This is a genomic window from Massilia sp. Se16.2.3, assembly GCF_014171595.1.
Taxonomy (GTDB): Bacteria; Pseudomonadota; Gammaproteobacteria; order Burkholderiales; family Burkholderiaceae_D; genus Telluria.
This window is the reverse complement of record NZ_CP050451.1, coordinates 3,414,116-3,435,930: the sequence shown is the minus strand read 5'-3', so window position 1 is coordinate 3,435,930 and position 21,815 is coordinate 3,414,116. Positions and strand designations below refer to the sequence as shown.

19 protein-coding genes and 3 pseudogenes are annotated in these 21,815 nt (G+C 69.0%); 12 read left to right on the top strand and 10 right to left on the bottom strand.

Annotated features, from left to right (window positions below; genetic code table 11):
• The first annotated feature begins 38 nt into the window (after positions 1-38).
• Positions 39-821: a peptidyl-prolyl cis-trans isomerase gene (locus G4G31_RS15655; protein WP_182988439.1), complete on the top strand. Its 783-nt coding sequence runs from the start codon at positions 39-41 to the stop codon at positions 819-821.
• Positions 822-900: 79 nt separating this feature from the next.
• Positions 901-1,695 carry a peptidyl-prolyl cis-trans isomerase gene (locus G4G31_RS15650; RefSeq protein WP_182988438.1) on the top strand — a complete coding sequence of 265 codons (795 nt, stop codon included), beginning with the start codon at positions 901-903 and terminating at the stop codon, positions 1,693-1,695.
• Between the two features lie 396 nt (positions 1,696-2,091).
• Here the strand turns inward: G4G31_RS15650 and purL are convergent, their stop codons facing one another.
• Positions 2,092-6,120: a phosphoribosylformylglycinamidine synthase gene (gene purL, locus G4G31_RS15645; protein WP_182988437.1), complete on the bottom strand. Its 4,029-nt coding sequence runs from the start codon at positions 6,118-6,120 to the stop codon at positions 2,092-2,094.
• A gap of 171 nt (positions 6,121-6,291) precedes the next feature.
• Between purL and G4G31_RS15640 the strand changes: the two genes are divergently transcribed.
• The 3 genes from G4G31_RS15640 (at position 6,292) to G4G31_RS15635 (ending at position 9,522) form a co-directional block, all read left to right on the top strand.
• Positions 6,292-7,512: a response regulator gene (locus G4G31_RS15640; RefSeq protein WP_308621559.1), complete on the top strand. Its 1,221-nt coding sequence runs from the start codon at positions 6,292-6,294 to the stop codon at positions 7,510-7,512.
• Complete coding sequence (locus tag G4G31_RS28515) at positions 7,512-7,928, top strand: hypothetical protein (protein WP_308621556.1); 417 nt, start codon at positions 7,512-7,514, stop codon at positions 7,926-7,928. Before G4G31_RS15640 ends, G4G31_RS28515 begins: the two co-directional genes overlap by 1 nt.
• Positions 7,929-8,307: 379 nt before the next feature.
• Entirely contained in the window at positions 8,308-9,522 is a 1,215-nt protein-coding gene (locus tag G4G31_RS15635; protein ID WP_182988436.1) for a DUF3103 family protein, read from the top strand.
• A gap of 15 nt (positions 9,523-9,537) precedes the next feature.
• Here G4G31_RS15635 and G4G31_RS29220 read toward each other — a convergent pair whose 3' ends face one another.
• From G4G31_RS29220 to G4G31_RS29195, 6 genes and pseudogenes are all read right to left on the bottom strand, one after another.
• Positions 9,538-9,936, bottom strand: coding sequence for a sensor histidine kinase (locus G4G31_RS29220; protein WP_374011317.1), 399 nt, complete (start codon positions 9,934-9,936; stop codon positions 9,538-9,540).
• 656 nt (positions 9,937-10,592) lie between these two features.
• Positions 10,593-10,664, bottom strand: a pseudogene (locus G4G31_RS29215) (hypothetical protein); the annotation flags it as partial.
• A gap of 203 nt (positions 10,665-10,867) precedes the next feature.
• Positions 10,868-11,113 carry a hypothetical protein gene (locus tag G4G31_RS29210; RefSeq protein ID WP_374011316.1) on the bottom strand — a complete coding sequence of 82 codons (246 nt, stop codon included), beginning with the start codon at positions 11,111-11,113 and terminating at the stop codon, positions 10,868-10,870.
• A 127-nt stretch (positions 11,114-11,240) separates the two neighbouring features.
• Positions 11,241-11,393: pseudogene (locus G4G31_RS29205) on the bottom strand (two-component regulator propeller domain-containing protein); the annotation flags it as partial.
• A gap of 259 nt (positions 11,394-11,652) precedes the next feature.
• Positions 11,653-12,099: pseudogene (locus tag G4G31_RS29200) on the bottom strand (two-component regulator propeller domain-containing protein); the annotation flags it as partial.
• Positions 12,045-12,800: a two-component regulator propeller domain-containing protein gene (locus tag G4G31_RS29195; protein ID WP_374011315.1), complete on the bottom strand. Its 756-nt coding sequence runs from the start codon at positions 12,798-12,800 to the stop codon at positions 12,045-12,047. The gene G4G31_RS29195 and the pseudogene G4G31_RS29200, both read right to left, overlap by 55 nt.
• Here G4G31_RS29195 and G4G31_RS26380 point away from each other — a divergent pair.
• From G4G31_RS26380 to G4G31_RS15610, 3 genes are all read left to right on the top strand, one after another.
• Positions 12,702-13,022 (top strand): hypothetical protein, encoded by a 321-nt coding sequence (locus G4G31_RS26380; RefSeq protein ID WP_229425028.1) that lies wholly within the window; start codon positions 12,702-12,704, stop codon positions 13,020-13,022. The two genes, G4G31_RS29195 and G4G31_RS26380, sit on opposite strands and share 99 nt — an antisense overlap.
• 206 nt (positions 13,023-13,228) lie before the next feature.
• Positions 13,229-14,629, top strand: coding sequence for a hypothetical protein (locus tag G4G31_RS15615; protein ID WP_182988433.1), 1,401 nt, complete (start codon positions 13,229-13,231; stop codon positions 14,627-14,629).
• Positions 14,630-14,798: 169 nt separating this feature from the next.
• Positions 14,799-15,101 (top strand): putative quinol monooxygenase, encoded by a 303-nt coding sequence (locus G4G31_RS15610; protein WP_182988432.1) that lies wholly within the window; start codon positions 14,799-14,801, stop codon positions 15,099-15,101.
• Positions 15,102-15,103: 2 nt separating this feature from the next.
• On the opposite strand, the gene G4G31_RS15605 is transcribed toward G4G31_RS15610, so the two are convergent.
• The 3 genes from G4G31_RS15605 to G4G31_RS15595 form a co-directional block, all read right to left on the bottom strand.
• Positions 15,104-15,694, bottom strand: coding sequence for a bacterial transcriptional activator domain-containing protein (locus tag G4G31_RS15605; protein ID WP_182988431.1), 591 nt, complete (start codon positions 15,692-15,694; stop codon positions 15,104-15,106).
• A 5-nt stretch (positions 15,695-15,699) separates the two neighbouring features.
• Complete coding sequence (locus G4G31_RS15600; RefSeq protein WP_210283911.1) at positions 15,700-17,040, bottom strand: hypothetical protein; 1,341 nt, start codon at positions 17,038-17,040, stop codon at positions 15,700-15,702.
• 234 nt (positions 17,041-17,274) lie between these two features.
• Complete coding sequence (locus G4G31_RS15595) at positions 17,275-18,345, bottom strand: hypothetical protein (protein ID WP_182988429.1); 1,071 nt, start codon at positions 18,343-18,345, stop codon at positions 17,275-17,277.
• Positions 18,346-18,481: 136 nt separating this feature from the next.
• On the opposite strand from G4G31_RS15595, the gene G4G31_RS15590 reads away from it, so the two are divergent.
• The 4 genes from G4G31_RS15590 (at position 18,482) to G4G31_RS15575 (ending at position 21,783) form a co-directional block, all read left to right on the top strand.
• Entirely contained in the window at positions 18,482-19,087 is a 606-nt protein-coding gene (locus G4G31_RS15590) for a response regulator (RefSeq protein WP_182988428.1), read from the top strand.
• 248 nt (positions 19,088-19,335) lie between these two features.
• A complete protein-coding gene (locus G4G31_RS15585; protein WP_182988427.1) occupies positions 19,336-20,484 on the top strand; it encodes a cellulase N-terminal Ig-like domain-containing protein in 1,149 nt (382 codons plus the stop codon).
• Entirely contained in the window at positions 20,481-20,888 is a 408-nt protein-coding gene (locus G4G31_RS15580) for a glycoside hydrolase family 9 protein (protein WP_182988426.1), read from the top strand. The genes G4G31_RS15585 and G4G31_RS15580 overlap by 4 nt, the downstream gene beginning before the upstream one ends.
• Before the next feature lie 103 nt (positions 20,889-20,991).
• Positions 20,992-21,783: a glycoside hydrolase family 9 protein gene (locus tag G4G31_RS15575; RefSeq protein WP_182988425.1), complete on the top strand. Its 792-nt coding sequence runs from the start codon at positions 20,992-20,994 to the stop codon at positions 21,781-21,783.
• Positions 21,784-21,815: the final 32 nt, after the last annotated feature.

The following is a 21,815-nucleotide window of genomic DNA, read 5'->3' as shown; positions in this document are numbered from 1 at the left end:
TAACACGTAACTTAGCAACTCCTCCACAGGAACACATAATGACTTTGAAGCCAGCCAGCCTGCTGTTAGCCCTGACCGCTGTGGTCGCAGCACCCGCATTTGCCCAGAACGCTGCCGTTGTCAACGGCAAGGCCATCCCGAGCGCCCGCGTCGAGGAAGCCGTCAAGCAGATCGTGGCCGGCGGCCGCGCCCCGGACAGCCCGGAACTGCGCGAAGACATCAAGCAACAGCTGATCTTCCGCGAAGTGGTCATGCAGGAAGCGCTCAAGGGCGGCTACGACAAGAAGCCCCAGGTCAAGGCCGCAGTCGACGACGCGCGCCGCGCGATTCTCATCCAGGCGCTCGGACGCGACTACCTGACGAAGAATCCGGTCTCCGAGGCCGATGTCAAGGCAGCCTACGACCGTTACGCGAAAGAAACGGCGGCATCGAAGGATTTCCACCTCCGTCATATCCTGCTCGCCACCGAAGACGAAGCCAAGGCCGTCATCGCCAAGCTCAAGGGCGGCGCGAAATTCGAGGACCTCGTCAAGCAAAGCAAGGATACCGGCACTGCCGGCAAAGGCGGCGATCTCGACTGGCAGGAAAGCAGCTTCCTTCCACCTGAAACCGCTGCCGCGATGGCCAAGCTGCCAAAAGGCGGCTTCCTCGATACGCCCGTACGCGGCCCCTATGGCTTCCATGTGTTCAAGGTCGACGACTCGCGCCCGACCGTGGTGCGCAAGTTCGAGGAAAAGCAGCAGGAACTTGGCAACCAGCTGGTGCAGCAGAAAGTCGCTGCCTACTACGGCGAGCTGATCAAGAAGGCAAAGGTGCAGTAAAATTAATGTCTGCCGGCATCTTCGCGGTGCCGGGAGCCTCGCCCTCGGGCAACTTTTGAGTTTTTATAGGATCTGAACGATGATGTTGAAGCCAACCCGCCTCCTGCTCGCCATGACCGTCATGCTGGCTGCGCCCGTATTCGCGCAAAATGTCGCGACCGTCAATGGCAAGCCGATCCCGGCATCGCGGCTGGATCAGGAAGTCAAGCGCGCAGTCGCTTCGGGTGCCGAAGACTCGCCGCAAGTGCGCCAGGCGATCAAGCAGGACCTGATCAGCGCCGAAGTACTGATACAGGAAGCCGAGAAGCAGAAACTGGCTACCCGCCCTGATGTGAAGTCTGCCCTGGAGAACATGCGCCTGAAGATCATGTTCGACGCAATGGTGAGCGACTTCCTGAAGAAGAATCCGGTCAAGGACGCCGAGATCAAGGCCGCGTACGACCGGATCAAGGCCGGTGCGCCTGAGAAGGAATATCGCGTGCGCCATATCCTGGTCGAAAACGAAGCCGATGCCAAGGCCATCATCGCGAAGCTCAAGGGCGGCGCCCGTTTCGAGGAACTGGCCAAGCAGAGCAAGGACAAGGGCTCCGCAGCCCAGGGCGGCGACCTGGGTTCGCCGCAGAGCGGTGGCTGGGTCGACGTGCGTCCTTTCGCGGCGGAATTCAACAAGGCGCTGTTTGCGCTGCAAAAAGGCGCGATCACCGACACGCCGGTGAAGACCGAACACGGCTACCACGTGATCAAGCTGGAAGACAGCCGCGTGCCGACCCTGCCGCCGCTCGAACAGGTCAAGCGTCAGCTCGGCGAACAGGTGGCGCAGCGTAAAGTGGCAGAATTCCAGCAGTCGCTGATGAAGAAGGCCAAGATTCAGTAATCACGCGGGCCCGGCGGCGGCGACGCGCGGATCTTCCGCACCGTGCCACCGGAACGAAGGCGCTTCCCCGGAAGCGCCTTTTTTACGTCCGCAGCGGGCCCTCGCCCGGCACTGCGCATCGTACCGGGCAGCGGCACCCTTCCCTTGCTTGCAATGTCCAGGCGCGCCAGGGTGCCTGCGAGTCTTGCCCGTGGCGGTGCCTGGAGGGGCCAGGTGCCGGTCTTCACGATGCGTCTCCCGTGGTAAAAGCCCGATCGTGTCGGTGACGCGCGGCGCCCGCTTGTGCGAGTTCAGCCGCGTAAGCCGCTGAATCTGAGCCAGGAAATTTTTGAACAAAAAAAAGCGCTTCGGGACGAAGCGCTTTTTTGCCGGGAAACTACCTGGTCGCGGGCGGCCTCAGCCTACCCACTTGCGCGCGTTGCGGAACATGCGCATCCACGGACCGTCTTCGCCCCAGCCTTCCGGCGCCCAGGAATGGACGACGGTGCGCAGCACGCGCTCGGCGTGCGGCATCATGGCGGTGAAGCGCCCGTCCGGCGTGGTCACCGCGGTGAGTCCGCCAGGCGAACCATTCGGGTTGAACGGATAGGTCTCGGTGGCTTGCCCGCGGTTGTCGACGTAGCGCAGCGACTGCACCACCTGGTTGAGGTCGCCGGTGAGCGAGAAGTCGGCGTAGCCCTCGCCGTGCGCGATCGCCAGCGGTGCCTGGGTCCCGGCCATCCCCTCGAAGAAAATCGACGGCGAGTCCAGCACTTCGACCATGCCGAAGCGCGCTTCGAATTGCTCGGACTTGTTGCGCGTGAACTTCGGCCAGGCATGGGCGCCCGGGATGATGGGCTTCAGGTTGGCGAGCATCTGGCAGCCGTTGCATACGCCAAGCCCGAACGTATCCTGGCGCGCGAAGAAGGCCGCGAACTGGTCGGCCAGCTGATTGTTGAACAGGATGGTCTTGGCCCAGCCCTCGCCGGCGCCCAGCACGTCGCCGTAGGAGAAGCCGCCCACCGCGATCACGCCGTGGAAGTCGGCCAATGTGGCGCGGCCGGCGATCAGGTCGCTCATGTGCACGTCCACCGCCGCAAAGCCGGCGCGGTGCATCGCCCAGGCCGTCTCGACGTGCGAGTTGACGCCCTGTTCGCGCAGGATGGCCACGCGCGGACGCACCCCAAGCGCGATGAAGGGCGCGGCCACGTCGATTTCCGGATCAAAGCTGAGCTTGGGCGACAGGCCCGGATCGCTTTCGTCGAGCAGGCGCTCGTATTCCTGGTCGGCGCAGTCCGGGTTGTCGCGCAGGCGCGCAATGCGCCAGCTGGTCTCGGACCAGAGGCGGTGCAGGCTGCTGCGGCGCTCGCTGTAGATGACCTTCGCGTCGCGCGTGAACTCGATCGTGCCACGGTCGTTGACCTTGCCGATGATGTGGCTGCAGGCGCCGAGGTTCAGCTCGCGCAGCACGTTCATCACCAGGCTCTTGTCTTCCTGGCGCACCTGCACGACAGCGCCCAGTTCCTCGTTGAACAGTGCGCGCAGGGTCAGCTCATTGCGGCGCTCGCCCACCTGGCTGGCCCAGTTCTTGGCATCGCCCCAGTCGGAGGCATGCTCGCCTTCCATCGCCAGGATGTCGAGGTTGACCGATACGCCGGCGCGGCCGGCAAAAGCCATCTCGCACAGGGTGGCGAACAGGCCGCCGTCCGAGCGATCGTGGTAGGCCAGCAGCTTGCCGTCCAGGTTCAGGCGCCCGATGGCGGCGAAGAAGGCCTTCAGGTCATCGGGCGAATCGACGTCGGGCACGCTGTCGCCGAGCTGCTGGGTGACCTGTGCGAGCGCCGATGCACCCATGCGGTTCTTGCCGCGGCCCAGGTCGATCAGCACCAGCACGGTCTCGCCCTTGTCCAGGCGCAGCTGCGGCGTGAGCACGCGGCGCGCGTCCGGGACCGGCGCGAAAGCCGAGACGATCAGGGACACCGGCGAGATCACCGACTTGTCCTGGCCCTCGTCGCGCCAGGTCGTGCGCATCGACAGCGAATCCTTGCCGACCGGGATGCTGATGCCCAGCGCCGGGCACAGTTCCATGCCGACGGCCCGGACGGTATCGAACAGGGCGGCGTCCTGGCCAGGCTGGCCGCAGGCGGCCATCCAGTTCGCCGACAGCTTGATGTCTTCGATACTGGCGATGGACGCGGCTGCGATGTTGGTGATCGCCTCGCCGACGGCCATGCGGCCCGAAGCGGCGGCGTCGATGGTGGCCAGCGGGGTGCGCTCGCCCATCGCCATCGCTTCGCCCCGGTAGCCTTCATGGCTCATGGTGGTGACGGCGCAATCGGCCACCGGCACCTGCCGGGGGCCGACCATCTGGTCGCGCGCAGTCATGGCGCCGACCGAGCGGTCGCCGATGGTGATCAGGAAGGATTTGTCGGCCACGGTCGGTAGCAGCAGCACGCGGCGCGCCGCTTCCGCCAGTTCGATGCCGGTGAGGTCGACGGCCGGCAGCGTACGCTCGACGTGCGCTACGTCGCGCAGCATCTTCGGCGGTTTGCCGAGCAGGACGTCCATCGGCATGTCGACCGGGTTGTTGCCGTTCTGTGGGTCGACCAGCTTCAGCTGGCGTTCCTCGGTCGCCACGCCGATCACGGCAAAGGGCGACCGCTCGCGCTCGCACAGGGCCTTGAACACGTCCAGGCTTTCCGGCGCGATCGCGAGAACATAGCGTTCCTGCGATTCGTTCGACCAGATTTCTTTCGGCGCCATGCCGCTTTCCTCGAGCTGGATCTTGCGCAGGTCGAAGATCGCACCGCGCCTGGAATCGTTGACGATCTCGGGGAAGGCGTTCGACAGGCCGCCGGCGCCGACGTCGTGGATCGAGATGATGGGGTTGCTAGCTCCCAGCTGCCAGCAGCCGTTGATGACTTCCTGGGCGCGGCGTTCCATCTCCGGGTTGCCGCGCTGGACCGAGTCAAAATCGAGGTCGGCCGTGTTGGTGCCGGTTGCCATCGAGGACGCGGCCGAGCCGCCCATGCCGATGCGCATGCCCGGTCCGCCCAGCTGGATCAGGAGGCTGCCTGGCGGGATATCGTTCTTGAAGGTGTGTTCGTCCGCGATGTTGCCGATGCCGCCGGCGATCATGATCGGCTTGTGGTAGCCGTAGACGCCGCCCGCGGCGCCCGCGTTCTGTTCATAGGTGCGGAAGTAGCCGCCCAGCACGGGACGGCCGAATTCGTTGCTGAAGGCGGCGCCGCCGAGCGGGCCATCGATCATGATCTGCAGGGGCGAAGCGATGCGCTCCGGCTTGCCGTAGACGGCGGCCGTGCCCTTGTCGCCCGTGGCGGTGACGTCGGCCGCGTTCTCCCGGGGCTGCTGCGCGCCCGGCAGCATGAGGTTCGACACCGTGAAACCGGTCAGGCCCGCCTTCGGCTTGGCGCCGCGGCCGGTCGCGCCCTCGTCGCGGATCTCGCCGCCGGCGCCGGTGGAGGCGCCCGGGAACGGGGAAATCGCGGTCGGGTGGTTATGGGTCTCGACCTTCATCAGGGTGTGGGTCAGCTGCGTACTTGGCGCATATTCCTGGTTCGCGCCTTGCGGATAGAAGCGGGTAACAAGCGCCCCTTCCATGATCGAGGAATTGTCGCTGTAGGCGACGATCGTGCCCTTGGGCTGCAGCTGGTGGGTGTTCTTGATCATCTGGAACAGCGAGCGCTCCTGCTTCACGCCATCGATGATCCAGTCGGCGTTGAAGATCTTGTGGCGGCAGTGTTCCGAGTTCGCCTGGGCGAACATCATCAGCTCGACGTCGGTCGGGTTGCGTCCCGCCCTGGTGAAGGCCTCGAACAGGTAATCGATCTCGTCGATCGACATCGCCAGGCCGAGTTCCTTGTTCGCGCGCAGCAGCGCTTCGCGGCCCTGCCCCAGCACGTCGACCGATTCCAGCCCCTTGCCCGCGAGCTCGTCGAAGAGCGCGCCCGCTCCTTCGGCGCTGCGCAGCACCGTTTCCGTCATGCGGTCGTGCAGCAAGGCCGCTACCGCCTCGGTTTCCTCGTTCGACAGCTTCTTCGGTGCGCCAATGCTGCTGCCCAGGATGCCGCTCTTGAGGACCACCTTGTAGGCCACGCCGCGCTCGATGCGGTGCACATGCGTCATGCCGCAGTTGTGGGCGATGTCGGTCGCCTTCGATGCCCAGGGGGAGATCGTGCCCAGGCGCGGGATGACGAAGAATTCCTCCGTCGCCCCTTCGTACAGCGTTTCCGGCACCGGTTCGCCGTAGGTCAGCATCGCGCCGAGGCGCTCGGTGTCGCTCGTCGACAGCGGTGCGCTGGTATCGATGAAGTGGTAGAAGCGGGCCTGGACCCCGGCAATGGCCGGCGCGGCGGCTTGCAGCTGGCTCAGGAGGCGTTGGCTACGAAATACGGACAGGGCGTTGGAACCCGGCAGAATCAACATGGCTTTGAAGTCGGTTGATGCAGCGTGGCTGCGGGTGGAAGATAGCCCGCTATTATACAGGGTTGACAATATTGCCCTCGCCGGAGGCGGGCAGTTGTTGCCCAGCGCCACGCTTGGCGGTATCGTAGCGTGACGAGAGGGCCGGCTGGCCTCGGGCAGACGAGAGAAACGATGGAAGAACATGGCAAGCTGTCGGTACTGGTGATCGACCCGAATCCCGGCATGCGCAGCAACCTGCAGAACATGCTGAACCTGTCCGGCATTCACAAGATCGAGTTCGCCGTGAATGCCGGCACCGCGATCCGCCAGCTGGCGCGGCGCGCCTACGACATCGTGCTGTGCGAATACGACCTCGGCGGCGGTGTCGGCGGCAGCGACGGCCAGGACGGCCAGCAGCTGCTCGAAGACCTGCGCCACCATCGGCTGCTGAGCCCCTGGACGATCTTCATCATGCTGACCTCCGAAGCCGTCTACGGCAAGGTGATCGGCGCGGCCGAGCTGGCGCCGACCGACTATGTCCTGAAACCCTTCACGGCCGACACCCTCGGCGCCCGCATCGGGCGCGCGCTCGAGCGGCGCGCGGTGCTGCTGCCCACCTACCAGCTGGTAGCAGGTGGCAAGCTGCGCGAGGCGATCCGCTCGGCCACCGCGGCCGAGATCGCGCATCCGCGCCATGCGCTCGACCTGGCACGCCTGCGCGCCGAGCTGCACGCCAGCCTGGACGAGCACGCCCAGGCCGAGGAAACCTATCGCAAGGTGCTGGCCCACCGCAGCCTCGGCTGGGCGGGGCTGGGCCTGGCACGCGCCGAGTTCGCCCAGGGGCCGTCTCGATGCGGCCCGCGCGACGCTGGGGCGCTGATCGGCGCCAATCCGCGCCTGATGGCTGCCTACGACCTGCTGGCGCGCTGCCACGAGGCCGCGGGCGACGCCGCCGGCGCCCAGAAGGTGCTCGAGGAAGCGGTGGCAATTTCGCCCCACCTGGTACGGCGCCTGCGCAAACTCGGTGAAGTGGCGCTGGCGGCGGGCGACGCGGCAAGCGCCGAAAAATCCTTCAAGCAGGTCGTCGCTCGCGCGCGCTATTCGGAATTTCGCGATCCGGAAGACCACCTGCGCCTGGTGCAGGCCCTCGTCCGGCGCGGCGACGCGGTGCAGGCGTCCGGCGTCGTGCGCGACCTGGAGCGCTCGCTGCGCGCCGGGCCCGAGCTCGACGCCTGCCTGAACATCGCCAACGCGGCCCTGCACGAGGCCGCCGGCAACAAGGGCGCGGCACTCGCCGGCCTGCAGGCGGCCGTCGCCGCCGTGCGCAGTGCCACGACGCTGTCGACCGGGCTGAAACTGGGCCTGGTGCGCTCCTGCCTGGCCCACCGGCTCGACGCGCAGGCCCGGAAGTGATGCTGGCGGTGATGAACGATGCCGGCAGCGGCGTCACCCCGGAGGACGCCGAGCGCGTCTTCGCCGAGGCCGGCCGGCGCGAACTGGCCGACGGCGTCCACAAGCAGCTCAGGGAACAGGCGCGCATCCTGCTGGGCGTGGCCGACGAGAAGCGCAACATGGGCGACGTGCGCGGCGCCGTGCAGAGCCTGTTGGAGGCGCTGCACCTGGCGCCGAACGACCTGCAGGTGATGATGATCGCCGCGGCCGGCGGCGTGCTGCGCCAGATCGGCGAGCTCGGCTGGGATCACCCGCTGGGCGAAGTGTGCGTTGCCCAGCTCGATAAAATCCGCGCGCTCGACCCGCAGCACCCGCGGCTGGGGCCGCTGACGGACGAATACCGGGGCCTGCGCCGCAAGTACGGTATTTCCACCTAGCGCCTGCGCGGCGGCTATCCCTGGCGGCTCTGCCAGGGATAGCCCGCGGCAGTGCCGCAACTGTCGTTTCGCTGACCGCCCGTCCCCTGCCCGGCGGGCGCATCGCGTGTGCTTACACATCGCATACATATCAGAAATACTAGTACAGCCCACCCTGCTCCGGGTGCTACCGTTGAACTCGTCGGTAGTGGCCGCAAGACGCGGCCGCCGCCGGCGCATTCTTTCCATCACCGAGAACCACGCTCTGGCCGCGCCCGGGCACCAGTGTCCACTGGCGCGACCGCCAGTACGGCGCGGGTGGACCGTTTCCGTCCCCGGAATACGTCCATCGCGCCCGCGGCGCGGCCGGACCGTGCCCACAACAAGAACGGAGAAAAACATGAAAGTACTGAACAAGCTGGTGCTGGCACTGGCGATCGGCGGCGCGATGATGGCCACCGCCCACGGCGCCGGCGGGCCCGGCACCCGGCAAGTGCCCGGCCAGCAGGCCGCCGTGGTCGACCAGGCCAAGCGCCTGGGCGCCTGGAGTGTGGCGCGCCTCCTTGCCGACCCGCAGGCCACAAGCGTGCTGGCCCGGCGCGTGAGCCTGGATGGCAAGCCGGTCATGCTCGACACCATCGTCAGCGACCTGACCCGTCGCGCTGGTGCGGCCAACGCTGCCGGCGGCAGCGTCGCTGGCATGTCCGCCAGCGTGCGCGCGGATGCCGAGCAGCTGCGCGTCGTGGACCAGCGCCTGCGCGAGCACAAGGGCATCGGCGCCGACAGCAGGAGCCTGATGCAGCTACGCCTCTACACACCGGCAGGCTACAGCGGACACGTCGACTGGGACAAGCTGCTCGTCGCGTATGCGCCCGCCGGCAAGCGCCGCGAATGGATGGAGGTGGAAGCCTTCGACAAGCTGGGCCGCAGCCATCGCCTCGACGCCCGCGTCGCCCCCGCGTATCCGGTGCTCATCGCCGGCATCAACGGCCGTGAAGACATGCGCGCCGGCATCGCCTACCTGAACCGCCGCCTGCGCGCGGCCGGCATGCAGTCGGCACCGGCGATCGCAGGACACAGCCTGGCCGGTGGCGTCCAGGCCATGGCCGGCGGTATCGAGACCAGCAAGCTGACCCACGTCTCCCTGAAGAACGACCAGGAGCCCTGGGTGTCCGGCGGCGCGGAAATCTTCGCCGTCGTCTCCGGCGTCCAGCCCGACCAGGCCAAGGCCGAGCTGACGGTGGTCGACATGCCTTACCTCGACAACGACGGCACCACCTATGCGCCCAACCAGATCATGATTTTCTGGAGCAGCTACCGCTATGGCGCGGCCAACATCCAGCTGTTCGAGCATGACGACAGCACCAATTACCAGGAACTTGCCGTGGCCCTGTCACAGGGCGTGACGACGCTGCTCGGTGCCTTCGCGCCCCAGTACGCGGTGATCGGCCAGGTGGCCACGGCCATCCTGAAGGTCATGCCGGCCGGCTGGTTTTCGAACGACGACGACTACGTCGACTCGTTCTACACGCTGGAAAAAGGCCGCACCTACACGAACTACGGCGGCGCCGCCGGCAACGCCGTGATCAGCCTGTCGCCCTACACGCTGCAATAGGCACAGGGCGCGGCGTCAGGCCCCTCCAGGCGCCGCCAGCGGCAGCTGCACCGTGAAGCAGGTACCCGCGCCCACCGTCGAGCGCACGCGCAGGCTGCCGCCGTGGCGCTCGACGATCCCGAACGAAATCGACAGTCCGAGCCCGGTGCCTTCGCCGGGCGGCTTGGTGCTGAAGAAGGGGTCGTAGATCCTGCCGACGGCAGCCTCGGGGATGCCACAGCCGCTGTCCTCGAATTCCGGTACAGGAACTGCGCGTCGGCGCGGCTGCGGATCGCCAGCAGGCCCGGGCCCGGGTCGTCGCCACCCGCCCGGCGTGCCTCGATCGCCTGGCAGGCGTTGACGACCAGGTTCATGAAGACCTGGCCCAGCTGCGCCGGCCAGCAGGCAAGCGGCGGGTCGGCCGTCAGGTCGCATTCGATGACGGCGGCCTGCGCATAGCGGGTGCGTACCAGCTGCACGGTGGAACGCAGGATCGCGCCGACCGGCATGGTCCTGCGTTGCGCTGCATCGGGACGCGAAAACGTGCGCAGGTCGGCCACCAGCGTGCGGATACGCGTCGTACCCTCGAGGATGGTGGCGGCACGCTCGCGCAGCGCGTCGATCTGCGCGTGCAGGCCGCCCATCACGTCGCCGTCGGCATCCGGGCCCGCCAGCGCGGCCAGGTAGGCACGGAAGGCTTCGAGCTCGATCTCGAGCACCCGGGCGCCGGCGTGGGCGAAATTGGTCGGGTTGTTGATCTCGTGGGCAACGCCGGCGCTGAGCGTGCCGAGCGAGGCCATCTTTTCGTTCAGCACCAGCTGGTCCTGCGCCCGGCGCAATTCACCCAGCGCTTCGGCCAGTTGCTCCTTCTGGCGCACCACCTCGGCCGTGCGCTGGACCACTTCGCGCTCGAGCAGGACCTGGCGCCGCACCAGGCTGCGAACACGCAGGCGGTAGGCCGCCGCGCCCATGGCCAGCAGGAGCGCCGCCGCCGTCACCCGGAACCACCATGTCTTCCAGTACGGCGGCGTGATCGTGATCGCCAGCGCCACGCCTTCCCCGTTCCAGACGCCGTCCTTGTTGCTGGCCTTGACGCGGAAGGTGTAGCGGCCCGGGTCGAGGTTCGTGTACGTGGCGAAGCGCTTGTCCGCGCCGGTCTCGACCCAGCCGCGGTCGAAACCCTCGAGGCGGTAGGCATAGCGGTTACGGGCCGGATCGGCGAAATGCAGGGCCGCGAACTCGAGCGAAAACACCGCGTGCCGCCAGGGCAGAATCAGCTCACGCGCTTGCGAGATGGGCCCGTCCAGGCCGACGCCCGCCGGCAGCCTGCCGGCCCGCACCGGGACGTTGTCGACCATGAGGCCGGTCAGCGCCACCGGGGCGGGTGGGGGTCGCCGCGTACCGTCGCCGGATGGAACATCGTCAGGCCGCTGTTGAAGCTGCCGAAATACATGCTGCCATCCGGCGACTGATAGGCAGAGCCGACAAAATAGTCGCCCTCGGCCATGCCGTCGCGCGCCGTGTAGTGGCGAAAGCGCCCGCTGCCCGGGTCGAAGTCGCTGATGCCGGCACCGGTGCTGATCCACAGGTGCCCCGCCCCGTCTTCCAGCATGGCGTTGACGGTGGGGTTGTCCAGGCCCCTCGCGTGCGCCGACCACCCGGAAGCTCGGCATGCCGGAGGCGTCCAGCGTCAACCGGTTCAGCCCGGCGCCGGTGCCCACCCACAGCGTGCCGACGCGCGCTTCCAGCAGGTAGGAGATCCGGTTGTGGCTGAGGCTTGCGGGATCGCGCGGATCGTGGCGCGCGTGACTGAAGCGGCCGCTGGCCCGATCCAGCAGGTCCAGGCCGTTCGAGGTGCCGACCCAGAGCCTGCCTGCGCGGTCTTCCAGCACGCTCCAGACGAAGTCGTCTGCCAGGCTGGCCGGGTCGGACGGATCGTGACGGTAGCTGCGCAGCGCGCCTGTCGCCGGGTCGAAGCGGTACAGGTCCGCCGCGGGTGGCGATCCACAGGATGTTCTCGCGGTCCGGCACGATGGCCTGGACGAAATCGGCACCACCGCCGCCGAGGGCGCGCGCGGTAAAGCGCCCGCTGGCCGGATCGAAACGGCCGAAGCCGCCGCTGCGCGTGCCCACCCAGAGCTGCCCGGTGCGGTCGCGCGCCAGGCAGCTGACCAGGTCGTCGTTCAGGCTGGACGGCACGCCGGCCCGGTGCCTCACCACGCGCACGCTGCCGTCGCGCAGGTCCAGGCGGTTCAGGCCGCCGCCGTAGGTGGACAGCCACAGGCCGTCGACGCCGTCGCCGAGGATGCCCGTGATCTTGTTGCTGCTGAGGCTACCCGGCGCGCCCGGCTGCGCCGCGGCCACGTGCGCAAAGCCGCTGCCCCGCAGGTCGACGCGGCTGATGCCGGCAAACCAGGTGCCGACCCACAGGCTGCCGGACCGGTCCTGGTACAGGCTGGAGACATGGTCGTCGGCCAGCGTGGCCGGATTGCCGGCCGCGTGCGCGAAGCCGTCGAAGCGGCCGGTGGCCTCGTCCCAGCGTTTCAGGCCTTCGTTCTGGGTGCCTGCCCAGAGCCTGCCTTGCCCGTCGCGGTACAGCGTGGTGACCGCGCCCTGGCCGATGCCCTCTTTCGCGCCGAAATGACGGCGCGCACGCGGCTGGCCGCCGCCGGCCTTCCATGCTTCCAGCCCGCGCGCGGTGCCGACCCAGAGCGTCGCGGCGTCGAAGGCCAGCGCGCGCACCTGCTTGCGCTGGGGATCGGCCTGCGCCGATGCCTCCACCGGAAAGTGGGCGAGGCGGCGGCTGCCGGGCGCCAGGTAGTCGACGCCGGCGGCGGTACCGGCCCAGAGTCCCCCCGCCGCGTCGAAGGCGAGCGCATATACCTCGTCGGACGCCAGCGAGCTTGGGTCCGTTTCCCGGTGGCGCAGGAGCTCGACGCGCTTGCTGGCCGGGTCGAAACGCACCAGTCCGGTGCGCGTGGCCAGCCATAGCTGTCCTGAACGGTCGGCTGCGATGGCGCGCACGTCGAGGTAGTCGCCCGGCTGCAGTCCGGGCGCGGCGCCCGGTAGGGCGTGAAATCCTCGCGCTGGCGGTCGAAGCGCTGCAGGCCGTTGCGGGTGCCGACCCACAGCTGGCCGGTACGGTCCTCGATGAGCGCCTGCACCGAATCGTCGGCCAGGCTGCGCGGGTCGAGCGGATCGTGCTTGTAGGTGACGAAGCGGTAGCCATCGTAGCGGGAGAGGCCGCCCTGCCCGGCAAACCACATGAAGCCGGCACGGTCCTGGAGAATCGCGCTCACCGATGGATGGGGCAGGCCGCGTTCGACACCGAGCTGCTCGAAGCGCAGCTGCCCGGGCGCCGCCGCATGCACGAGGCTGGAAAGCAGCAGGAACAGGCAGGCCAGCAGCTGGCACAAAGTGGCAATCCGCGGTGCCGGTGCACGGGAAAGCGTGGGCAAATCCATGAACGGTCCTTCGCGGGCGCTGCGGAAACAGCAGGGTTCGACGACAACCCCGGATAGTACACCGCCGCCCGCGCCGGGTCTGCAGCCGGGCGCGGGCGCAGCTGGCGCAGGCGCGCACGGCACCCGTATCCGTAACCGATCCGTAAGCGCGGCTGGCTTATCGTGGCGCCCGCCCCGGCCAGCGGTGCCCGGGCACGGCCTGCCGGGCTGCGCTTTCGCGCACCCGGCATGCCCCTCAACCACAACAAATGAACGGAGAATCCATGCGTCTTTCGCACACCATCATCCTGGCAGCGCTCTGTACGACGGTAGTGGCCGCGCCCGCGTTCGCCACCGTCACGGTCGAATACAGCGGCCGCGCGCCCTTTCTACTTGGCAGCAGGATCTATTTCGTCGGCAAACTCGACGGCGTCGGCAAGTCGATGAAGTTCTCGGTCAACGGCATCCCGGGCGGGAACGAGACCGTGGGCACGATCAACTCGCAAAACGGCGAATACCACGCGCCCACGACCATGCCGGCAGGTAATGCCGTGACGATCAGCGCCACCTGGGCGGGCGACCCGCCGCAATCCGGCAGCGTCACCGTGCCGTTCGTCGCTGCCAGCACCACCCCGCCGCCGCCTGGCACGAGCCCGGAAATCGCCGCCTGCCCGGTCTTTCCTTCGAACGCAGTCTTCAATACCCGCATTGACGACCTGAACCGCTTCCCGGCGCACCCGCGCAGCAGCACCTGGATTGCCAGCATCGGCGGCACGCGCGCCCTGCACATGGACTTCGGCCGCAACGTCAACCAGGCCGACTACACGACCTACTACGGGATTCCCTACAATGTCGTCGACGGCACAAGCACGACAACGCGCTGGCCGGCCGTGTCGTTCGCCATCGTCGACCCGAATTCCGGCAATGGCGCCGGCGTACCAGCCGAAAGCGATTGCGCAACGCCCGACGCCAGCCATGCGATCACGCGTTCGTGCGGCAAGCTGGCCGCCGCCGACAGGCGCTTCCCCTACCCCAACGACAGCATCGTCAAGGCCGAATACGGCAGCTGCAATGACCCGAGCCAGTGCGGCGACCGCCACGTGCTGGTCGTGGAGAAGAACGCCTGCCGCCTGTGGGAAAGCTATTTCACCTACAAGGTGAACGGCCAGTGGCATGCCTACTCCACCGCCGCCTGGGACCTTCGCTCGAACGCCATGCGTCCGAAGACCTGGACCTCGGCCGACGCCGCCGGCCTGCCGATCCTGCCGCTCCTGATGCGCGCCGACGAAGCCAGTACCGGCGAAATCCGCCATGCCTTGCGCGTGACTTTCCGCGACAGCGTGCTCGACAAATCCTTCGTATGGCCGGCCACCCACGCCGCCGGTGGGCCGACCGCGGGCGGCATTCCCTTCGGCGCCGTCATGCGCCTGCGCAGCGACTTCGCCATTCCCGCCACCTGGACCGCCCAGGCGCGCGCCATCGCCACGGCGATGAAGCGCTATGGCGTGTACGTGGCCGACATCGGCAGCAATGCCTACCTGACGGGCGAGCCGAGTGCAAACTGGAGCCAGGACACGATCGCGCAGTTGCAACGCATCCAGATGGCGTCCTTCGAGTTCGTCGACACGCGCACCATCACGGGCAATCCGAACTTCAACGTGAACTCCTACCGGGCTTCCTGGTAAGCGGCTGCCTTGCGGCGCGCACGATGACTGGCGCGCCGCGCCGCCACTCCAGAGGGCCGTGGCCGGATCGCTACCGAAGATGTCAATCATGCCAATATCGCGGGGAGCGCTGGGCCAGTACAGTGCACACATCGCACTTCGCGATGAGCCTACAAGAAAGGAAACAAGCATGATCAAGCACGCACTGTTCGCCCGCCTCGAAGCACGTCCCGGCAAGGAAGCGGAGGTGGCCGCCTTCCTCCGCAAGGCGCTGGAGATGGCCAACGCCGAGGCCGGCACGCCGGTCTGGTTCGCCCTCCGAATGTCGGACAGCGCCTTCGGCGTATTCGACGCATTCGAAACGGAAGGCGCGCGCCAGGCCCACCTGAACGGCCCGATCGCCCAGGCCTTGATGGCACAGGCCGAGACGCTGTTCATGCGCCTGCCGCAGATCGAGGCACTCGAGGTGCTGGGCCTGAAGAACGCGGCCTGAAGCTAGCCGGCGCGCGCCCCCTTCAGTCCCGGGGAGACGGCAAGCTGTTCCGTCTCCGCCGCCGGCGCCAGTCCCAGCACGATCGACAGCGTTTCCCGGCAGCGCCGGTAGACGCCGAACGCGGCGGCGGCGCCGTCGCAGGCATGGGCGCAGCGCATCGCGCCCCGATAATTCGCTTCGGCCAGGGGCTCCGCCGCCAGCGCGCGCGCGTACAGGTCCTGTGCCAGCTCCCATTCGCGCGCCCCTTCCAGCTGCTGCCCGAGCCTGGCGACGGCACCCGGGAACAGGCTGCGCGCCCGCTCGCGCGGCACCAGGGTCCAGGCGTCGTCGATTCCTTCGCAGAAGGGGCCGCGGTACAGGTCGAGCAGTGCGCGGGCACGCTGCCGCAGGTCGGCGGGCGGGGTCGCGGCCCCGAGCGCGGGAAGCTCCTCGCACAGGCGGGCCAGCGCCGCCAGGTCGGACCACACCTGCGTTTGCGCCAGCACGATGCGCCCGCCCGACACCACGACCGCCTCGTCGCTTTGCAGCAGCCTGCGCAGCCGGTGCACGGTGACGTTCAGTGCCGACCTGGCGATGTCGGCATTGCCCCACAACTGCGCTACCAGCGCGCCCGGGCCTTGCCGCCCTCGCCGGCCGCCACCAGGTTCTTCAGCAGTGCCAGCGGCCGCTGCTGGGCCTTGCCTCCGGACGCCACGGGTGTCCCGTGCAGCGCCAGTTCGAAGGGGCCGAGCGTGCGTACCGTGACAGGCCAGGGCCAGCTTGCCGGCGCGCGCCGCGGCGCGGCCAGGCGCTGGCGCGTGACGATGGCGCGCACGTGTGCAGGCTCGATGCCGTGTTCCAGTGCCAGCGCTGCCACCCGGGCAGCCAGGCCCGCAAACATCGGAAACAGCGCCGTCGCCGCACGCGTGCGGTGCTGGCGCATGGCCGCGGCCATGTGCGCGCGCGCGCTTGGTCGGCCTGCTCCTGCGCGTCGGCGGCGCAGGCGTCGATGAACCCGCGCTCCTCGCGCAGCAGCAGGCCGTGCAGGCCGATGGCGGCGCCCGGGGGCGCGCTCGTAGCATTGCGCCGCTTCGGCGAACTCCCCGGCGGCGGCATGGCAGCCCCCCGGAAGGACTCGAAGCGTGCACGCTGCGCGGCCGGCAAGCCCGCGTCCACGCTCAGGCGCAAGGTATCGCGCGCGCTGTGCTGCGCACCCGCGAGGTCGCCGGAGAGCGCATGCCACCGGGCGTCGAGCGCGCTCCACTCCACGCGATCGGAAAGGTGCGCCGCTGCCAGCGCGGGCCGCACGGCGTCCACCGGGGGCGCGCGCGGCCGCCAGTTCGCCTGTGCCCAGCAGGTGGTGCATCTCGAGCGCCTGGCATAGCAGCGGGTCGACGCTGCCCTCGGTTACGATGCGCCGCGCGCTGCCGGCCGCCTGCCGGGCCTGGTCAATGTCGCCCGCCCGGCCGTACCAGCGCGCCACCCGCGCGTACCAGCGCGCCTGCTCCAGCGGACTGACGCCCGCGTCCTCCGCCGGCCCGCTCATCGCGGCAACCAGCGCATGCGCGCGCGCGCTGCCGCCTTCGGCATCGAAATAGCGCAGCAGGCAGGCCGCTGCCGCCAGCCGCGTGGACGCATCCTCGACCAGCGGCAGGGTCGCTTCGACACGGCGCGCGCAAGGGGGCAGCAGCGCCGAGGCGGGGTCCGCGTGCAGGAGCGCCGCCAGCAGGCGCGAATGGAGGGTCAGATCGATGCCCGGGTCGAGGCAGCCGAGGTCGATCCGCTCCAGGCTGTCCACCATGCGGGCCACCCAGTGCGGCAACGCGCTGCAGTCCGACCATTCGTCCTCGTAGCTGTCGAGGATTGCCGCCAGCGCCAGCAGGCAGGCCTCGCGGGCGCCGGCCTCCTCGAAGACACGTTCGGCCCGCGCCAGCATCCTGCGCGCATGCAGGGGCCGCACCTCGCGCAGCGATATGCCATGCCAGTACCAGAGCCAGGGGCTCGGCGTCGACCAGGCCGGTGGGCAGCCAGCTCATCCAGAGGCGCCAGGCTTGCGCGCGCCCGCACCGCATCATGGCGGGAGCGCTGCGCAGCAGCAGCCGGGCGAGCGGCGCATGGGCATCGGCATCGCGGTACAGCGCGGCGGCCTCGTCGTACCGGCCGTGCCCCTCGGCGATGCCGGCGGCGCGTTCGATCAGCGCGCGGCGTTCGGCCTCGCCCAGCAGCGCCCGTGCCCGGTGCTGGAGGAATTCGCCGAACAAGGGGTGGAACACATAGCCTCCATCGGCGCCGCGCCGCTCGACGAACAGGTTGCGGCGGTACAGGTCTTCCAGCAAGCGCGCGGCGGCGGGTCGCCGGTCAACTGCGCGGCATCGCTTCCCGGGCAGTTGGGCAGGCAGGACAGCTGCAGCAGCAGGTGCTGGGATCGGGCCGGCAGGCGATCGACGATTTCGCCGGCAAAGTAGCGAAACAGCGCATCGCGTCCATCAAGCGGCAGGCCCGGCTCGCAGCCGCTGGCGCCCAGGCTGCGCAGCATGGCGATGCCGGTCGCCCAGCCGTCGGCGAGCCGCAGCCATTCCTGTGCGGGGGCCGATTCGTGCGCGCCCAGCCCCGCCAGCGCACGCGCTTCGTCCTCGTCCAGGCGCAAGGCGTCCCAGCCCAGCCGCGCAAGACGTCCTTCGAGTTCCATGCGCGCCAGGCGTGCCGGCGGCGCCTCGCGCCCGAGCGCGAGCACCGTCACCTGCGCCGGCACTTCGGCGAGGGCGGATGCGAGCAGTTCGCCGGCGCGGTCCCAGTCCGCCTCGTGCAGATTGTCGAGCACCAGCACGGTGCCGGGCGGCAGGCGCGCATAGAAAGTGCGGAAGTACGCGCGTGCGAGGCTCCCGCCCTTGTCCGCACGATGGCCGTACGTCCGGACCGGTCCCGCCAGCGCCAGGCCGCGCGCTGCTTCGTCGAGGAAGAAGAACAGCGTGGCGGGATCGGCGTCGCCGGCGTCGACCTGGAGCCAGATCGCAGGTGCCGCGATGCGCGCCAGGTAGCTGGCGGCGAGCGTGGTCTTGCCGGCGCCGGGCGGCGCGGCCAGCCAGATCACCGGATGGTCGCGGCGCAAGTCGTCGAGGAGGGCGAACAGGCGTGGGCGCGGCAGCGCCGCGTGCAGGCGCGGCGGCGTCAGCTTGGCGTAGGCCGGCAGGCGCTGCTGCCGCGTGTCCTGCCTCGTGTCCTGATGCCGCGGCCTGGCTGTCGTGAGGGTCGCGCGCCTGTCCATGTTTGCCTCTGTCGCTCCGTCGGATCGGGTCATGCATACTGGGAGGTATGCGTACCTGCGTGGGATAGTCTTGCGAAAGTTGTGTATACAATACACGATGCAGGGCCACCCTCGCACCATTGTATTGACGGAACCTATGGCAATTTTCAAGAAAGAGAACCTGGCCCGCGCGGGCAAGGATGACCACGCCCAGGACGAGCGGCACACCGTCATGGTGGTGGACGACATGGGGGCCAACGTCTCGGTCATGACGGCGATCCTGCGTCCCTGGTTCCACGTCGTCGAAGCCGGCGATGGCGAAGAAGCGCTGCGCCTGGTGCAGCAGCTGCCGGCCGGGGAGCAGCTCGCCTGCATCGTCAGCGACCACCGCATGCCGCGCATGTCGGGCGTGCAGCTGTTCGAGCGCACGCTCGCGCTGCAGCCGGCCACCCGGCGCGTGCTGGTGACCGCCTATATGGATGTCGACGCCATCGTCGACGCGATCAACAGGGGTGCCATCTACCGCTTCATCGCCAAGCCTTTCGATGCCGGCGACTTCCTGCTGGCAGTGCGCTGCGCGGTGGCCGCCTTCGAGGAAGAGCGCTGCCGGGCGGCCTACCAGGCAGCGCTGCGCGCCGCCATTGCGACGCTGCCCGAGGCGATCGCTACCCTGCTGACGCAGGCCGAAGCGGCCCGGCAACGACTGGCTGCGCTCGAGGCCGAGGCCCTGCTCCCCACGGATGGCCTGCCGCGGCGGCAGTGAACGCCGGAGAAACCCCGTTTCCCGATCCGTAATCCTTTGTGTAAGCCAGGCCCCGGTAGAGTGCGGGCCGAGCGTATGGAGCGGGCTCCCGCCCTGCGTCCCGGCGCGCCGCGGCCCCGCTGCCCGCGGTCTCACAAGCAAAGGATACCGATGACCTTCCCTTCCGCCAGGCGCCTCGCCGCAGCGGGCGTGGCGTTCCTGTTCGCCGCAGCCGTACAGGCCGCCCCCCCGCCATCGTCGGCGCGCACATGGCCGCCCCCGGCGTGCTCGTGGTCGAACTGCAGACCGGTCCCGCCAACGAGGCCGGCGGCGCCGCGACCGGGCCCGACAGCCTGGACCTGGCGCCGGCGCACTGGCGCGTGAACGCCGAGGCGCCGCTCGCCATCAGCCACGGCTCCGCGCCCCACGACGAGGCGGCGGCGCTCGCCAAGTCCAGCCCGAACCTGTATCCGGTGACGGTGCGCCACAAGGTCTACCTGCGGATCGCCAAGGCCCTCCGGGAAGGCCAGCAGGCCAGCATCCTCACGCCCTACGGCAGCACCGGCTTCGTGTTCGGCAAGCGCAGCACCTTCTGCGAATCGATCAAGGTCAACCAGGTCGGCTACAGCCGGCTGGCCACTTCGCGCTTCGCCAACTTCGGCGCCTGGCTGGGCGACGCCGGTGGGCTGCGCCTGCCGAGCGCACCCGGCTACGAGGTGGTCGACGAGGGCAGCGGACGGGTGATCCTCGGCGCGCAGGGCGTCTACATGAAGGACGACACCGCCGTGACGCCGGCCAGCTCGGGCGAGCACGTGTATCGCCTGCGCCTGGACGCCGTGCCGGAGGGCGGCCCCTATTTCGTCGCGGTGCCGGGCTGCGGACGTTCGCGCCCCTTCGCCGTCGGCGACGAGGCCAGCCGCAAGATCGCCTATGTGATGGCGCGCGGGATGTACCACCAGCGCTGCGGTATGGCGCTGACCGCGCCCTACACCCGGTTCACGCGCGCGCTCTGCCATGCGCAGGTGGCCGATACCCGCACGCCGTGGGTGGCGACGCCGTCGATTTCGGTGCCGCCGGCGATGGCGATGGCGCCGATAAAGGGCGGACACCACGACGCCGGCGACTTCGACCGGCGGCCAATGCACACCATCATCCCCATCCTGATGCTGTCGTATTTCGAAGCGGTGCCTGGCCACTTCATCGACCGCCAGTACAACATCCCGGAATCGGGCAACGGCATCCCCGACTTCCTCGACGAAGCCCTGTGGGCCGTGCTGGGCTGGGAAAACCTGCAGGTGTCGGACCCGCGCGATCCGCAATACGGCGGCGTACGCGCCGGCACCGAGACCAACGGGCATCCGGCCTATGGCCTGCACAGCGCCGCGAACGACCCGGGCCGCTACGGCACCGGGGCGTGACCGAGGAAGTGACGGCACTGTCGGCGGGGATCTTCGCGCACGCCTCACGCATGCTGCGCCCGTATGACCCCGCGCGTGCCGATGCCCTGCTGGCGCGCGCCCGCGCCGCCTGGACTTACCTGGCAAGGACGGCCGACGTCAAGGCGGCGCGCACGCGCTTCATGTACCCGGCGCTGCAGCTCTACCTGGCCACGGGAGAGACCGGCTACCACACGCTGTTCAAGGCCTCAGCGCAAGCCATCGTCGCCGGCACCGGGGCATGGCCCGAGCAGTACCTGCCCGGCAACAGCTCGGCCAGCGCGCAGACCGCGCACTTCAGCAGCTACCTCCCTGCAGCAAGGCAGGCCGGTCGACGCGTCCCCGGCGGCAGCGCTCAAGGGGCGCGTCCTCCACTTCGCCGATAGCGGCAGCTACGCGGGGCCGGCACCGGAGACCCAGGCCTATCCGCAGGGCGCGACCCGCTTCATCGCCTGGGGCGCGGCGACGACGCAGGGCAAGTATGCCGACGTGTATGCGTTCGCCTCGCTGTTGACGAACGACGCGGCGAAGCGCCAGGCTTACCTCGACGCGGTCAGCCAGTACGCCGACTTCGCGCTGGGCCTCAATCCCCTGGGCCGCTCCTTTGTCACCGGCCTGGGCGCCGACGTCGTGCAAAGCCCGACCCACCTCGACTCTTATTTCACGAAGGCCGGCCTGTCCGATGGCGTCTCGTCCGAGCATGTGGGCAAACCGATCGGCAACGTGCCGGGCATCGTCGTGTTCGGCCCGACCGAAGGGCGCAGCGGCGCCGCCTACCAGACGGCGGTGAGCAACAAGGTCTATCCGCGCTGGGAATCGCTGCCCGGGCTGCGACGCTGGGCCGATGGCTGGTCCCTCATCAACGGCAACGAGTTCAGCACCTGGGAAACGATGGTCTGGAACGTGGCGATGCACGGCTTCCTGTACGACGCCGGCAAGGACCCGAATGCCCGCCTGCTGCCGGGCGAATGCACGGGCAGCGCGCCGGCGGCGCAGACGCGCCAGCTGGCCTGCCCGGCGGGACAGGCCGGCGGCATCGCCCAGAACGGCGTGCCAGCTGCGTCGGCAGCGGCTGGATCGTGGGCAGCTGGCAGACCGTCGCCGACAGCTGCAGTGCGCCGCCCGCGTCCGCACAATGCACGGTCGGCAGCAATGGCAGCATCCTCCTGGCCAGGCTGCCGGCGAAGCTCGTGTGCGTGCAGCGGGTCGATACCGGGGCGCAGCAGCGCGTGGCCGAGGGCAAGGCTGCGTTCGCCGCCCCGCCCGCCGCGCCCGGGGTGACGGTGTATGGTTTCAGCGGGATCAACCAGTAC

Excerpts from the sequence above, each read along its gene's own strand:
- G4G31_RS29210 (WP_374011316.1), bottom strand. The coding sequence starts at position 11,113 with ATGCTGGAAGACGGGGCGGGGCACCTGTGGATCAGCACCGGTGCCGGC.
- G4G31_RS15640 (WP_308621559.1), top strand. The coding sequence starts at position 6,292 with ATGGAAGAACATGGCAAGCTGTCGGTACTGGTGATCGACCCGAATCCC.
- G4G31_RS15585 (WP_182988427.1), top strand. The coding sequence starts at position 19,336 with ATGGCCGCCCCCGGCGTGCTCGTGGTCGAACTGCAGACCGGTCCCGCC.
- G4G31_RS29220 (WP_374011317.1), bottom strand. The coding sequence starts at position 9,936 with ATGCGACCTGACGGCCGACCCGCCGCTTGCCTGCTGGCCGGCGCAGCT.
- purL (WP_182988437.1), bottom strand. The coding sequence starts at position 6,120 with ATGTTGATTCTGCCGGGTTCCAACGCCCTGTCCGTATTTCGTAGCCAA.
- G4G31_RS15615 (WP_182988433.1), top strand. The coding sequence starts at position 13,229 with ATGCGTCTTTCGCACACCATCATCCTGGCAGCGCTCTGTACGACGGTA.
- G4G31_RS28515 (WP_308621556.1), top strand. The coding sequence starts at position 7,512 with ATGCTGGCGGTGATGAACGATGCCGGCAGCGGCGTCACCCCGGAGGAC.
- G4G31_RS15655 (WP_182988439.1), top strand. The coding sequence starts at position 39 with ATGACTTTGAAGCCAGCCAGCCTGCTGTTAGCCCTGACCGCTGTGGTC.
- G4G31_RS15595 (WP_182988429.1), bottom strand. The coding sequence starts at position 18,345 with ATGGACAGGCGCGCGACCCTCACGACAGCCAGGCCGCGGCATCAGGAC.
- G4G31_RS15610 (WP_182988432.1), top strand. The coding sequence starts at position 14,799 with ATGATCAAGCACGCACTGTTCGCCCGCCTCGAAGCACGTCCCGGCAAG.
- G4G31_RS15650 (WP_182988438.1), top strand. The coding sequence starts at position 901 with ATGATGTTGAAGCCAACCCGCCTCCTGCTCGCCATGACCGTCATGCTG.
- G4G31_RS15590 (WP_182988428.1), top strand. The coding sequence starts at position 18,482 with ATGGCAATTTTCAAGAAAGAGAACCTGGCCCGCGCGGGCAAGGATGAC.
- G4G31_RS15635 (WP_182988436.1), top strand. The coding sequence starts at position 8,308 with ATGAAAGTACTGAACAAGCTGGTGCTGGCACTGGCGATCGGCGGCGCG.